Raw genomic sequence first — 14,580 nt, 5'->3', positions numbered from 1 at the left:
CAATTATATCAAGGAAATGCCCACCTGATTTGGAACAATTTGTTTTTTGGAATAATAAAAAAACAGGGATCGCCCTGTTTTTTATTATTGCACTTTAGATTAAACAAAGTCCTTAACTGGTGCAAAGCTTTTTCTATGATAAGAAGTAATTCCATGGTCCTTTATTGCCTCAATATGTTCTTTGGTTCCATAGCCCATATTTTGCTGAAATCCGTATACAGGATAGAGCTGTGAAAGTTCTTTCATTAATGTATCTCTGGCTACCTTTGCCACAATTGAAGCGGCTGCGATCGAAATACTTTTTGCGTCACCTTTAATAATTGCTTCAGAAGGAAAGGGAGTTTCAAGCTTCATTGCGTCAATTAATAAGAAGTCTGGTTTTGGGTCTAATGACGCAATCGCTGCTTTCATTGCTTTTTTTGTCGCATGATAAATATTCAATTCATCAATTTCCGGAGCATGAATCATTGAAATACTGTAAGCAACAGCTTCTTTTCTTATGATTGCATTATACTCTAAGCGCTTTTTTTCTGATAGCTTTTTAGAGTCATCGATACCTGCAAGGAAAAAGTCGCGTGGCAAAATCACTGCAGCTGCAACTACCGGTCCTGCAAGAGGTCCTCTTCCCACTTCATCAATACCAGCTATCATTTCAAAGCCCTTTTCCCGCCATTTGTACTCATATTCATTCATTTCAATAAACTTTTCATTTAAACGTTTATTCTCGGCTAAATTCTTTTTCCATCTATGTATCAGCTGTTGAACACCTTTACGCTCATCTTGAAGTAAATCTACTAAGAACGGATCAGATTCAGCCACGATATTATTTAATTGCCGCTCGATCTCTATGATTGTTAATTGTTTCATTTTATCACCCGCTGTATATACCTTAGTAATTTATAAACAACACAAAATAACACCCAATACAATTTAAATTGGGTGTTATTTCAAAAGTTAGGATAACACTAAATCTTTTAATTTAAATGGTTTGTTTGAGCCAAAAATCTCTTGTTCCAATCGCCTTCCAGTCGGCGTCGCTGCAAGACCACCCTCTGCAGTTTCCCTTAAAGCCGATGGCATGGACTGGCCAATCAAAAACATCGCGTGGATAACTTCATCACATGGAATTCTGCTTTTAATTCCTGCCAGTGCCATATCCGCTGCAGTAATTGCATTGGAGGCACCCATTGCATTTCGTTTAACACATGGAACTTCAACTAAGCCTGCTACTGGATCACATACTAATCCAAGCATATTTTTCAAGGTGATTGCCATTGCCTCAGCAGACTGTTGTGGTGAACCGCCAGCTAATTCTACAATCGCAGCAGCAGCCATACCGCTTGCAGAACCTACTTCTGCTTGGCAACCCCCTGCGGCTCCAGAAATAGAGGCATTATTAGCCACGACGAATCCAAAAGCCGCTGCCGTAAATAAAAATTCAATCATTTCTTCTCGGGTTGGATTTAACTTTTCTTTTACCGCAAATAATGTGCCTGGAACTACACCTGCTGACCCAGCAGTTGGCGTTGCACAAATTACGCCCATCGCAGCATTCACTTCATTGGTTGCCACTGCTTTACTGACAGCATCTAATAAAATATTTCCCCCAAGAGATTTACCACTTTTGATATAGTTTTGGAGCAATACTGCGTCTCCTCCAGTTAGGCCTGTATGGGAGTGAACACCTTTTAGACCTCTTTCTACAGCTTGTTCCATTACTGTTAAGTTAAGATCCATTTTACCGATAACTTCATCACGAGATAGCCCAGAAACTTCTATTTCTTGACGAATCATGATTTCAGCTATCTTTACCTGATTGCTTTCTGCCAATTGAACGAGTTCCACTACATTCCGAAACATAAACCCACCCCCCTATTGCTGTTTCGTTTGAATTTATTCAGCCATGCGAATGATTTTTGATACGTTAGGAAGATGCTCTAATTCCTCGATAACTAACTCATCAATTTTCTGGTCAACTTCAATTACCATTAAAGCCATTTCACCTTTTTCTAAGCGTGAAACTTCCATATGACCGATGTTAATTTCATATTTTGATAAAACACTTGTTACAGCAGAGATTATGCCAAATCGGTCTTGATGAACAACTAGGATAGCTGGATGTTCACCGGAAAGCTTTAATGGGAAGGAGTTTAACTCAGTAATCTCAATCGTTCCCCCGCCAATAGATATCCCGACTAATTCAAGTTCATTATCTTCGTTATATAAATTAATTTTCACGGTATTTGGATGTTCCGGTACGGCTTCTTCCACACGAAAGATAACCTCTAAACCCCATTCTTTTGCAATTTCTAACGATTGAGGCATCCGTTCATCAAATGTATCAAAATCTAATAGCCCTGCCACAATAGCAAAGTCTGTCCCATGACCCTTATAGGTTTTTGCAAATGAACCGTATAAGGAGATTATCGCCTTCTTTGGAAGATGACCAAATAAGGTTCGTGCTACCCTGCCAATTCGTGCGGCACCGGCAGTATGAGAGCTTGACGGTCCAATCATAACAGGACCAATAATATCAAACGCGGATCGATATTTCATAAGGACACTCCTTCGCTTCATTACTAATTAATTCTACAAGAACTAAGGCTAAATAGCCTGCTAAAAATATTGGTAAATAAAAAAGCAAAATGCGCTCTCAAAAAAAAAAGACTCTCCATAGGAGAGTTTAAGCCAAATCTATTTATTATTCAACACCAATATCAGCTGGTCGTTCAAATGTAATCCGGCCAAATTTTTCCGACCTTATTTCCTTAATGACCAACTCTGATACCTTATCATAATCAACGATACCGCCAGGGGCAAGGCACCCGCGCTGTACACCTATTTTATCAAACATCTCAACAACATCTTCAGGAAGAGTTTCAAGACTATAACGCTCCTTTAAGCGCTCAGGATATTCACGTTCTAGAAATCTTAAGACATAGACAGTAAGATCTTGCAGGTTGAGTAAAGTATCTTTGATAGCACCGGTTACAGCCAGTTTCTTACCTACTTCTTGATCCTCAAACTTTGGCCATAAAATCCCTGGTGTGTCTAAAAGTTCCATTTCTTTCCCTACTTTAATCCATTGTTGAGCTTTCGTTACCCCAGGCGTATTTCCAGTTTTAGCGATATTCTTTTTTGCTAACCGATTAATCAGTGTCGATTTACCTGCGTTTGGAATTCCGACAATCATTGCTCGAATTGCCCTTGGATTTGTTACACCTCTTGCTCTAAGGCGGTCAAATTTTTCTTTTAAGATTTCTTTAGAAGCCTGAGCAATTTCTCTCATTCCTTCACCCGCTTGAGAGTTAATTGCTAAAGCTTTAATTCCTTTTTCGGCAAAGAAGTCAACCCACTGTTTCGTTGCTTCTCTATCAGCCATGTCCGCTTTATTTAACAAGACAAGTCTTGGTTTATGCTGAATGATTTCATCAATCATAGGATTTCGCGAAGAGTAGGGAATCCTTGCATCAACCAATTCAAATATAATATCAACTAATTTTAACTTTTCCGTGACCTCTCTGCGAGCCTTTGCCATATGGCCTGGAAACCATTGGATCGTCATCGTTGGCCACCCCCCTTAAAAGCTTAAGCCCTTGACCAGCCCCGACAAGCAAAAGCCAAGCTGGCAGGAAGGTTGATTTTTAACCTTCAAGTCGGATTGGCTTTTGACCTCGAGGGACTAGGCGCTTTAGCTGGATAGTAAACTTTATTTAACTGTTACGATATGTGCATCATTTAAAGGCCAGTATACGAAACTTGTTTTACCAATTATTTTACTATATGCAACGGTCCCAATGTGACGGCTATCTTTACTAAAACGACGATTGTCCCCCATCACAAACAGTTCCCCTTCTGGGACTGTTTTACGGCCAATTTTTTCTTCCAATGTGAAGTCATCTGTTAACGGTCCATCTTGAACTTCTTTTTTATACTTATCCAAATATGGCTCTTTATACGCTTTTCCATTAACATATAATACATCATCCTTATACTCAATGGTATCGCCAGGAAGTCCAATCACTCTCTTTATGTAATCTTTTTGCTCAGGTGCATGAAAGACAATGATATCAAACCGTTTGGGCTCACCAATATGATAACTAAATTTATTTACGATCATTCGGTCCTGATCCTTCAATGTCGGCATCATCGATAACCCATCAACGACAATCGGAGCAAATAGGAAATAACGAATGACTGCAGCTAAAATCACAGCAATCAAAAGGGCTTTTGTCCATTCCCAGAGTTCATTTTTCTTTTTTGTCATAGAAATCCCCGCCAATCTCAGTAAAAAAATGTTTTATAAAGCTTATTTTACATAACTTCAATAAATTTAACACGATGGGAACCTATTTTTTAATCAAACTTTAATAATTTATTTAAAAATCAGCAACAATTTGGAAATGGAATAAAATGCATAAAAAAAGAGCCTGCTCCCGAGCAAGCTCTTTTCTTTTCATATTATCGAATCTCTTTAATTCTTGCTTTTTTACCACGAAGGTTACGCAAGTAGTAAAGCTTAGCACGGCGAACTTTACCGCGACGAAGTACTTCTAGCTTCGCAATTTTTGGTGTGTGTACTGGGAAAGTACGCTCTACGCCTACTCCGTAAGAAATTTTACGAACTGTAAAAGTTTCGCTAATTCCACCACCACGACGCTTAATCACAACACCTTCAAATAACTGAATACGCTCACGAGTACCCTCGACAACTTTAACGTGTACACGTACAGTGTCACCAGGACGGAAAGCAGGAAGATCAGTACGAAGCTGTTCTTTTGTGATTTCTTCAATCAATTTTTGCATCGTTTTCAACTCCTTCCAACAGACGCTCATGCACATTAAACCTCTAAATCCATTGCAGCGGAACATCGTTATAAGACCACAATCTGATAGGTATCAGCTCAAGTCACAAGATGTATCATACCATATTTACTAGACACACGCAATACTACTTGTATTCTTTTTTTATTTCAGTAACTAATTTTTCCTGCTCGTCTGTTAATTCCATTTTCTCTAAAAGATCTGGGCGTCTTACTAATGTACGTCGTAATGATTCTTTATTACGCCATTCCTCTATTAACTTATGATTTCCGGATATTAGAACTTCCGGAACCTTTAGGCCGCGGAAATCAGCTGGTCTTGTATAATGTGGATGTTCAAGCAGTCCAGTGCTAAATGAGTCTTTCATATGTGATTCCTGATTGCCTAACACTTCTGGCAGCAGACGGACAACACTATCGACTACCACCATGGCACCTAGTTCACCGCCTGTCAGAACATAGTCACCTATGGAAATTTCATCGGTAACCACATATTCTCTAATCCGTTCATCATAGCCCTCATAATGGCCACAAATAAATATTAAATGGTCCTCTTTTGCTAATTCTTCCGCTTTTCGCTGGTCGTAGCGTTCACCCTGTGGACATAGAAGAATCACTCTTGGATTCGTACTTTTTGCATTTTCCTTAAGAGATTCAACCGCATCAAAGATCGGCTGCGGTTTTAGAACCATACCAGCACCACCGCCATAGGGGTAATCATCCACCGTTGAATGTTTGTTATCTGCGAATTCCCGAAAATTAACAACATGATAGTTGACAGCTGACTTCTCGGCAGCCTTTTGCAAAATCGATTGGCCTAGTACTCCAGTAAACATCTCCGGGAAAAGCGTAAGGATATCAATCTGCATCATGAAAGTAATCCTTCCATCGGTTCAATTAGGATTACTTTTTCTTTCACATCTACTTTCTTGACCACATCATGGATATAAGGGATAAGTATCTCTTTCCCGCCTTTTCCTTTAACGACCCACACATCATTGGCACCAGGAGATAGAATTTCAGAAACTTTTCCAAGTTCCTCCCCTTTTGTTGTTGCAACAAGGCAGCCAATGATTTCATGATAATAAAATTCATCTTCTTCAAGTGTACCAAGTTGTGTTTCTGGAACCTTTAGAATCCCATCTCTAAACTTTTCCACTTCATTGATATTGTTGTACCCTTCAAATGTTAATAATTCAAAATTTTTATGGGTGCGGTGGCTTTTGACGGTTAGTTCCATCGGTGTGCTTGAATTTGGCATAAACAAATATAATACATTTCCCGCCTTATAGCGCTTTTCTGGGAAGTCTGTCTTTGAAATGACCCGAACTTCCCCTTTAATTCCTTGTGTATTAACAATTTTTCCGACATTAAACCATTTTTCCATAATCTTATTCACCTTCTCTTATTTCCTCGATTATTCCGTTTTTAATGATAATTTCAGGCTGACCTAGACGTTCGTTCCATGAATCGCCCACTTTGACCTCAATGAGTGCCTGGATTTCTTTTTCCTTTAATTCACTGCCTAAAGGTAGCATATGTAATTGTTCGATTTGAAACTCAAGAAGCTTTTCTTTTTCCAACCTCTTGTTGATTTCTTTGTCAAAATGATTCTTTAATGCTCCAGGTGAAAACTTTTTCGTCTTTTCTAAACGCTTTAGTTCAAATTGAAGCTGACTGTTTTCGCGTTGAAGCTGCTGCTTTTGTGCTTCATATTGATCAAATAATCTCTTCTTGCTTTCTTCCGTTAGAATCTGTTTAACCACCACAGTTTGAATGATTTGCAAAGAAATTCCTCCCTAAATAGATCTTGCCATTCTCTATCTAGCTCTTGCGCCCCTGTACAAGGCGCTTCCGCTTTTCGTTATAGCAAAAAAGGGAGGAATCAATTCCTCCCTTTCATCTAGGTGCAAAAAGCTATTCACCAATTTCTAGAAAAATTTTCTTTTGTTGTGATGATCCTGCTGCATAAACAACAGTTCTAATGGCCTTTGCAACACGCCCCTGTTTACCAATTACTTTTCCCATATCTGTTTTATTAACAGATAATTGATAAGTTACACGGCTGTCGTCTTCCACGACATTCACTCGAACGTCTTCTGGAAAATCAACAAGAGGCTTAACAATCGTTTCGACTAATTGTTTCATCGTCGTCCGAATTACTTGCTTAATTTTGCATTATGGAATTTTTCCATGATGCCTTGGTTAGAGAACAGGTTACGAACTGTATCAGATGGTTTTGCACCGTCTTGTAACCATTTAAGAGCTAATTCTTCATTGATGTCTACTTTAGCTGGTTGTGCAACAGGATTGTAAGTTCCAACAACCTCGATGTAACGTCCATCACGTGGTGAACGAGAATCTGCTACTACGATACGATAGAAAGGAGTTTTGTTAGCTCCCATACGTTTTAAACGAATTTTTACTGCCATTTTAAAAAAGCACCTCCGAATAGTTTCACACAAGATAGTATAATATCAATTCTTTTATAGTTTGTAAAGTGTTTTTTCTTTACATGCCTAAAACTCTCTAGAATGGATTAAATGGAAACTTAAATCCACCTTTTTTCTTGCCTTTTTGCTGCATTCCAGTCATTTGTTTCATCATTTTTTTCATATCTTCAAACTGCTTCAACAAACGGTTTACTTCTGTTACAGAACGGCCGCTGCCCTTAGCAATCCGGTTTTTCCGTTTTGCGTTCAAGATTTCCGGATTATTTTTCTCTGCCATCGTCATCGAACGGATGATTGCTTCTACGTGAGCAATTTGCTTCTCATCAATTTGAAGATTGTTTAACCCTTTGATTTTGTTTGCACCAGGCATCATCTTTAATAATTCATCAAGTGGTCCTAAATTACGAACTTGCCCAAGCTGTTCCAAAAAATCTTCGAGCGTGAAAGACGCATTCCGCATTTTTTGTTCCAACTCTTTGGCTTTTTCTTCATCAACATTTGCCTGTGCCTTTTCAATTAACGTCAGCACGTCACCCATACCAAGGATCCTGGATGCCATCCGTTCAGGGTGGAACGGTTCAAGAGCGTCTAGCTTCTCTCCCAAACCGACAAATTTAATCGGTGTTTGCGTAACAGCGCGAATGGAAAGCGCTGCACCACCCCTAGTATCGCCATCCAATTTGGTTAAGACAACCCCAGTTAGGCCGAGTTGTTCATTAAAGCTTTGAGCAACATTGACGGCATCTTGACCGGTCATGGCATCGACAACTAGGAAGATTTCATCTGGCTTAGTTAATTCTTTAATGTCCTTTAATTCACCCATTAAGTTTTCGTCCACATGAAGTCGACCGGCGGTATCAATAAGGACATAATCATTGTGCTCTTCTTTTGCCTTCTCAATAGCCTGCTTAGCAATTTCTACTGGGCTAACTTGATCACCGAGCGAGAAAACTGGCATATCCAATTGCTTACCAAGTGTTTGAAGTTGTTTAATAGCGGCTGGTCGATAAATATCTGCAGCAACAAGTAAAGGCTTGCGGTTATACTTTTTGCGGAGTAAATTAGCAAGTTTACCTGATGTCGTTGTTTTACCAGCACCTTGTAAGCCGACCATCATGATGACAGTAGGCGGACGATTAGACGCAGCGATTTTGCTTTGTTCTCCACCCATTAATTCCGTCAATTCTTCATTAACGATTTTAATAATTTGTTGTCCAGGTGTTAAGCTTTTCAGTACTTCCTGCCCTATAGCACGTTCACTGACTTTTTTCACAAAATCTTTAACTACCTTGAAGTTTACGTCAGCTTCTAGTAGAGCTAACCGCACTTCCCGCATCATTTCTTTTACATCCGCTTCTGAGACTTTTCCTTTTCCGCGGATTTTCTGGATTGTATTCTGCAGTCGGTCGGCTAATCCTTCAAATGCCATTCATGCCGCCTCCTAATCTAAATTCTCCAACTCGGCAACTGCTTCTAACATTGCCTGCTTTGAAGGGTCGTCCTCGTTAAGTAATTCTTTTACATTTCTTAAAAGTTTACTTCGCTCTTGAAATTTATGAAATAACAACAACTTTTCTTCATATTCCTCGAGCATTGCCTCGGTCCGCTTAATATTATCATAAACGGCTTGACGACTGACGTCATACTCTTCGGCTATTTCCCCTAATGAGAAATCGTCTAAATAATAGAGAGACATATAGCTTTGCTGCTTTGGTGTTAACAACGTATGATAAAAATCATAAAGATAATTCATCCGTGTTGTCTTTTCAAGCATGCCAATCCCCTCCAACACGTATGTTAAGTGAAATGCCTTTACATAATTAGTTTACAGGGTCAGACATTATCTGTCAAGATAATCCCTTTACATCACTAATCAGCTTTATCTATCTCATTAGCAAATAATCCATACACATATTTCTCTGCATCAAATTCCTGAAGGTCATCCATTTTTTCACCCAAACCAACAAATTTTACTGGAATATTTAATTCATTGCGAATCGCAAGTACAATTCCACCTTTGGCAGTTCCATCCAATTTGGAAAGGACGATTCCACTCACATTTGTTACCTCTTTAAATGTTTTCGCCTGGATTAAAGCATTTTGACCAGTTGTTGCATCTAGAACAAGAATTACTTCATGAGGAGCACCAGGAATTTCTTTTTCAATAACCCGCTTGACCTTTTCTAGCTCCTTCATTAAATTCACTTTGTTTTGTAAGCGGCCGGCAGTATCACATAACAGAATATCCGCCTTCCGGGATTTCGCTGCCTGAATTGCATCATACATAACCGCTGCAGGGTCGGAACCTTCTGCTTGTTTGATGACGTCCACTCCAACTCTTTCTCCCCAGACTTCTAGTTGTTCAATCGCTCCTGCACGGAAGGTATCTCCTGCAGCCATCAGTACTTTCTTTCCTTCGTTTTTAAATTTATAACCTAGTTTACCAATAGTAGTTGTTTTTCCAACCCCATTAACACCCACAAAAAGGATAACAGTCAACCCATTTTCCTGTATATTCAATTTCGAGGATTGTTGTTCACCTGCATTATAAATGTCAACAAGCTTCTCAGAAATAACACTTTGGACTTCCTGGGGATCTTGGATGTTCCTCCGTTTTACCTCCATTTTCAGCTCTTCAATTAATTTCATCACTGTCTCAAAACCGACATCGGCTTGAATCATAATTTCTTCTAATTCTTCAAAAAAGTCTTCATCTACTTTACGATATCTTGCGACCAGGTCATTCACTTTTCCTGAAAAATTATCCCTTGTTTTGGTCAAACCCTCTTTAAACTTCTCTGTAACCGTGTCTGTTGATTTCGTAATTTTTTCTTTTAATTTTTTAAAAAAACTCATTTTTTCACTTCCTATTATTAAAATTCAACAAGCTCTTTTGTATCCTCAAGACGAACTGACACAAGCTTCGAAACACCTGATTCTTGCATTGTTACCCCGTAAAGGACATCTGCTTCTTCCATTGTGCCTTTGCGGTGGGTTATGACAATAAACTGCGTCTCCTTACTGTACCGTTTTAAGTATTGGCTGAAACGTTGGACATTTGCTTCATCCAAAGCGGCTTCAACCTCATCTAGGATACAGAATGGAACAGGCCGTACTTTCAAAATAGAAAAAAGTAACGCTATTGCCGTTAATGCACGCTCTCCACCTGAAAGTAAGCCTAAATTCTGCAGTTTTTTCCCAGGTGGTTGCGCCACAATTTCAACACCTGTATTAAGTAAATCTCCTGGAGTAGTTAAGACCAGATCAGCCCTTCCCCCGCCAAAGAGCGATCTAAATACCGGCTCAAAATGTTCGCGAATACCATTGAAGGTTTGTTCAAAGCGCTTCTTCATCTCCTCATCCATTTCCTCAATGACCTTATAAAGCGTTTCTTTGGCTTCTTGAAGGTCGTTCTTTTGTTCATTGAGGAACTCATATCGTTCGGAAACACGCTCATATTCTTCTATCGCACCAATGTTGACATTTCCAAGCTCCTCTATTGCCAGTTTGATAAGTTTGACCTTTTTCCGTGCTTCTTCTAACGGTATCGTTAAGGGAAATTGCTCCTTAGCACCTTCAAATGATAAGAGATATTCTTCTCTTAAACGGGCAAAACGGTTTTCAAGCTCTACATCTAAGCGATTAATTTTTACTTCCTCGTCTTTTAAAACAACAATCAGCCCACGGTGAAGCCTTTTTACTTCTTTTACCTCTAGTTCTAGGTCTTCTAAAGCATTTTTTAAGGATAAGCGTTCCTCTCTCCTAACAGTAATTAACTGTAAAGCGGCTTCCTTATCCTGCTGTTTCCTAGTAGCAGCAGACTCTAACAGTTCCTCACCTGAGGAACTATTTGTCATTTCAGAGCTTAATAAATTTAAGTCCTCTTTATACAGGGCAAGCTTTTGTTCACTCTCTTCAATATCTTCTTGTAATTGAGAATAGCGTTCCCGTGCACTCATATACTGTTCATTTTTGGAAGCAAATGCGACTTTCAAATCATTGATTTCGTTTGTAAGTGCTTCTTTCGATGACAGATCACTCGACTTTTGTTCTGAAAGCTTTGCTATTTGAGCATCAAGATTCCCAATCGAAATTTTGTAGTTTTCAATTGCAATAGATAATTCCTTTTTTCTATTTGTTAAAGTTGATTTCTCATCAGAAAATTGCCCTTTTTCAAGATCATAAACAGCTAATCGTTCGTTGATATTCTTTTCTTCTAGCTCCGCCTGACGGAGGTCACCCTTTAAAGACAGTTCATTTAATCGTAATTCTTCTCCCTCTTTCCTCATTTCCTCCAGTTGTTTTTCAGAGAGTTGAACCTCTTCTTTTAAGGACTTTACCAATTTCTCTAATTGGATTGTCTTTTCATCCATTACACCGAGCTTTTCTTTTAACTCCTCAAGCTCTCCTTTTCGCGTTAAAAGTGAGGAACTTTTTTGTTTTATCGCTCCACCTGTCATTGAACCGCCTGGATTTACAATATCACCATCAACGGTGACCATTCGACAGCGATATTGAAGAACTTTAGCCAATTCATTCGCGCCTTTTAAATCTTTCGTAATCACGACATTTCCCAGCAGGCTGCTCATAACTTCCTCATATTTCGGATCAAATTTCACTAGACTTACTGCTGTTCCAATATAGGAAGAATGATCTTGTATAGAAGATATTTGGCCTTCTGATAAGGAACGCCCTTTTATGACATTTAACGGTAAGAACGTAGCCCTTCCAAAAGAATTCTGCTTTAAATATTGAATGGCTGTACGTCCACTTTGTTCATGATCGACAACGATATGCTGCAGCGCACCGCCAAAAGCGGTTTCTAAGGCAGTCTCATACTCTTTTGGAACGTTCACAAGTTCCGCAACAGCCCCTTCAATTCCAATCAGCTTTTTTCCGCGAGCTTTCAGAATTTCTTTTACACCTTGGAAAAATCCAGAAAAATCTTCTTCCATTTCTTCGAGCATTTCTTTTCTTGACTTTGCCTGCTGGAGAATTTGATAGGCTTGGTAGAGTGTCTTTTCCTGCTTTTGATAGTTATTTCTCGTTGACTCCAGCTTCCGTTGTTTTTCCCGGAACGCTCCTACCTGATCTGTTATTTTTTGTTGGATTTCATCTAAAGCAACTCGAATGAGCGATTTTTTATTCTTTGCAATGTTCCGTTCTGCAAGAAATTTGTCATTTTCAACATCGAGTCGAGAACTTTTTCTTTCTTGCTGCTCAAGCTGGGTATCAATGAATTTCAATTCATTTTTTGCGCCAGCTTGATCGTTTAGTAAATCAATATATTCACTTTTTAATTCCTCAATTTTTTCTTCAATATTTTCAGTGAATAACTGCAATTTTGCCTGTTTTTCTTTTAATTGCTTTTGCAATCGGGTAACCTGTGTACCCAAATCCTCAACTGACTTAGCAAGGATGTCACGATTATTTTTATGTTGGTTCATTTTTTCGGTTATTTCTGAAATGTTGTTTTGAAGTTGCTCCTTATTTTGTGAGGCATTCTTCTTTCGTTCTTTTAAAACTTCTTTTCTGCCCTCAAGTTTTTCTAGTTCCTCAGTAGCATGAAGGAGAACGTTTTGCAAATCAGTAATCGATTCATCAAATGCAGCGATCTGATCTCTTTTTTCAACGATTTTAGCTTCTTTTACTTGTAAGTCAGAAGAAATCTTGAGTTCTTCCTCCTGATGTTCTTGGAGCTGTTTTGAAAGACTCTCCCAATTTTGATGAAGATCTTCAATTTCATAAACAGTTAAGGCCACTTCAAATTTTTCCAGTTCTTCTTTTTTCTCAAGAAAATCTTTTGCCATCGATGCTTGGATCTTTAATGGTTCAACTTGGCTTTCAAGCTCGTGAAGGATGTCGTTGACACGGTTTAAATTATCCTGTGTCTCAAACAATTTTACTTCTGCTTTTTTCTTCCGATGTTTATATTTTAGGACACCTGCCGCTTCATCAAATATCGTTCTTCTTTCTTCCGCTTTACTATTCAAGATTTCTTCCACTTTACCCTGACTAATAATAGAAAATGCTTCTCGTCCCAGCCCAGAATCCATGAATAAATCGATAATATCTTTAAGACGGCACTGCTGTTTATTTATTAAGAATTCACTCTCACCTGAGCGAGAAACTCTTCTTGTGACGCTTACTTCGTTATAATCAAGTGACACGCCTTGGTCTTGATTATCTAAAGTTAATGTAACTTCAGCAAAATTCAGAGGTTTTCTGGTGTCGCTTCCGCCAAAAATAATATCCTCCATTTTGCTGCCTCTAAGCGACTTCGCTGATTGTTCACCCAGCACCCAACGGATGGCATCTGTTATATTACTCTTGCCACTGCCATTCGGACCTACTACCGCGGTTACTCCTGGCACAAAATCAACACCAATGCGGTCAGCGAAGGACTTAAAGCCAATAATGTCCAACCGTTTTAAAAACATTTCTTAATCCTCCCTATGCATGCAAGCCTGGACTACTCGCAAACATTCTGTCATTCTATGTTGTTTTTGCTTTTAAAATGTCTAAAGCCATTTGAGCGGCATGTTGTTCAGCTTCTTTCTTTGATTTGCCAGTTCCTACACCTAATTCCTTACCGTTCAAGGATACTTTAGAAACAAACTCTTTGTTATGGGCAGGTCCTATTTCTTGAAGAACACGATACTCAATGGTTCCGGTTCCATCACGTTGGATAAGTTCCTGCAATTGACTTTTATAATCCATCACATGAGAAAAAGCACCAGCATTAATTTTAGGAAATACTACCATTTCAAGAAAGCTAATAACCGCTTCAATTCCTTGGTCCAAATAAAGGGCTCCGATGAATGCTTCAAACACATCGGCTAGTAAAGCAGGTCGCTCTCTGCCGCCAGTCATCTCTTCACCTTTACCCAACAATACTAATTTTCCAAAATTCAGTTCGTTAGCAAATGCTACGAGGGAAGGCTCGCATACAATCGCTGCTCGAAGTTTCGTCAATTCACCCTCAGTCATCGTTGGATATTTCTTGTAAAGGAATTGTGAAACAGTTAGCTCTAAAACGGCATCCCCTAGAAACTCAAGTCTCTCATTATCTTCGAAAGGCTTTCTGCGATGCTCATTCACATAGGATGAATGAGTAAAAGCTTGTTTTAATAATTTCTCGTTTTCAATCGTTATACCAATCGTATTTTGAAAACCCTTAAAAAGATTTTCTTTTGCGCGATTATTCAACTCTTTTTCATTACTGTTCTTGCGCATATAAAACTTCTCCACCTTGCATCAAATAATTTACATACTACTGCTAAGTACTAGTTTAAAAAAGTTTC

16 protein-coding genes are annotated in these 14,580 nt (G+C 38.8%); all 16 read right to left on the bottom strand.

Annotated features, from left to right (window positions below):
* Nucleotides 1-99: 99 nt before the first annotated feature.
* Nucleotides 100-867: a ribonuclease HII gene (locus V7121_RS05110; protein ID WP_335499372.1), complete on the bottom strand. Its 768-nt coding sequence runs from the start codon at nucleotides 865-867 to the stop codon at nucleotides 100-102.
* An 87-nt stretch (nucleotides 868-954) separates the two neighbouring features.
* A complete protein-coding gene (gene sdaAA / locus V7121_RS05105; RefSeq protein WP_335545914.1) occupies nucleotides 955-1,860 on the bottom strand; it encodes an L-serine ammonia-lyase, iron-sulfur-dependent, subunit alpha in 906 nt (301 codons plus the stop codon).
* A 33-nt stretch (nucleotides 1,861-1,893) separates the two neighbouring features.
* Nucleotides 1,894-2,556 (bottom strand): L-serine ammonia-lyase, iron-sulfur-dependent subunit beta, encoded by a 663-nt coding sequence (gene sdaAB / locus V7121_RS05100; RefSeq protein ID WP_335499377.1) that lies wholly within the window; start codon nucleotides 2,554-2,556, stop codon nucleotides 1,894-1,896.
* Nucleotides 2,557-2,701: 145 nt separating this feature from the next.
* Nucleotides 2,702-3,565: a ribosome biogenesis GTPase YlqF gene (ylqF, locus tag V7121_RS05095; RefSeq protein ID WP_335499379.1), complete on the bottom strand. Its 864-nt coding sequence runs from the start codon at nucleotides 3,563-3,565 to the stop codon at nucleotides 2,702-2,704.
* Nucleotides 3,566-3,709: 144 nt separating this feature from the next.
* Nucleotides 3,710-4,267, bottom strand: coding sequence for a signal peptidase I (gene lepB, locus V7121_RS05090; RefSeq protein WP_335499382.1), 558 nt, complete (start codon nucleotides 4,265-4,267; stop codon nucleotides 3,710-3,712).
* Nucleotides 4,268-4,461: 194 nt separating this feature from the next.
* Nucleotides 4,462-4,806: a 50S ribosomal protein L19 gene (gene rplS / locus V7121_RS05085; RefSeq protein ID WP_026566443.1), complete on the bottom strand. Its 345-nt coding sequence runs from the start codon at nucleotides 4,804-4,806 to the stop codon at nucleotides 4,462-4,464.
* Nucleotides 4,807-4,951: 145 nt separating this feature from the next.
* Nucleotides 4,952-5,692 (bottom strand): tRNA (guanosine(37)-N1)-methyltransferase TrmD, encoded by a 741-nt coding sequence (gene trmD / locus V7121_RS05080; RefSeq protein ID WP_335499385.1) that lies wholly within the window; start codon nucleotides 5,690-5,692, stop codon nucleotides 4,952-4,954.
* The gene (gene rimM / locus V7121_RS05075) at nucleotides 5,692-6,210 is read right to left on the bottom strand and encodes a ribosome maturation factor RimM (protein ID WP_335499388.1); all 519 of its coding nucleotides are present in this window, start codon (nucleotides 6,208-6,210) and stop codon (nucleotides 5,692-5,694) included. The genes trmD and rimM overlap by 1 nt, the downstream gene beginning before the upstream one ends.
* A gap of 4 nt (nucleotides 6,211-6,214) precedes the next feature.
* Nucleotides 6,215-6,610, bottom strand: a complete 396-nt coding sequence (locus V7121_RS05070; RefSeq protein ID WP_335499394.1) for a YlqD family protein — start codon at nucleotides 6,608-6,610, stop codon at nucleotides 6,215-6,217.
* 130 nt (nucleotides 6,611-6,740) lie between these two features.
* Entirely contained in the window at nucleotides 6,741-6,971 is a 231-nt protein-coding gene (locus V7121_RS05065; protein WP_335499397.1) for a KH domain-containing protein, read from the bottom strand.
* Nucleotides 6,972-6,982: 11 nt separating this feature from the next.
* Entirely contained in the window at nucleotides 6,983-7,255 is a 273-nt protein-coding gene (rpsP, locus tag V7121_RS05060; RefSeq protein ID WP_088086361.1) for a 30S ribosomal protein S16, read from the bottom strand.
* 97 nt (nucleotides 7,256-7,352) lie between these two features.
* On the bottom strand, nucleotides 7,353-8,705 hold the full coding sequence (gene ffh, locus V7121_RS05055; RefSeq protein ID WP_335499399.1) for a signal recognition particle protein: 1,353 nt from the start codon (nucleotides 8,703-8,705) through the stop codon (nucleotides 7,353-7,355).
* A 12-nt stretch (nucleotides 8,706-8,717) separates the two neighbouring features.
* Nucleotides 8,718-9,050, bottom strand: a complete 333-nt coding sequence (locus V7121_RS05050; RefSeq protein ID WP_335499401.1) for a putative DNA-binding protein — start codon at nucleotides 9,048-9,050, stop codon at nucleotides 8,718-8,720.
* A 95-nt stretch (nucleotides 9,051-9,145) separates the two neighbouring features.
* Nucleotides 9,146-10,132 carry a signal recognition particle-docking protein FtsY gene (ftsY, locus tag V7121_RS05045; protein ID WP_335499403.1) on the bottom strand — a complete coding sequence of 329 codons (987 nt, stop codon included), beginning with the start codon at nucleotides 10,130-10,132 and terminating at the stop codon, nucleotides 9,146-9,148.
* A 17-nt stretch (nucleotides 10,133-10,149) separates the two neighbouring features.
* A complete protein-coding gene (gene smc, locus V7121_RS05040; protein WP_335499405.1) occupies nucleotides 10,150-13,716 on the bottom strand; it encodes a chromosome segregation protein SMC in 3,567 nt (1,188 codons plus the stop codon).
* A 55-nt stretch (nucleotides 13,717-13,771) separates the two neighbouring features.
* Entirely contained in the window at nucleotides 13,772-14,512 is a 741-nt protein-coding gene (rnc, locus tag V7121_RS05035; RefSeq protein ID WP_335545912.1) for a ribonuclease III, read from the bottom strand.
* Between the last annotated feature and the right edge of the window lie 68 nt (nucleotides 14,513-14,580).

It is taken from the genome of Neobacillus drentensis, from assembly GCF_036962125.1.
GTDB lineage: Bacteria > Bacillota > Bacilli > Bacillales > Cytobacillaceae > Neobacillus > Neobacillus drentensis_B.
Note: the sequence above shows the minus strand (reverse complement) of the source record. Positions and strands in the feature narration are given on the sequence as shown.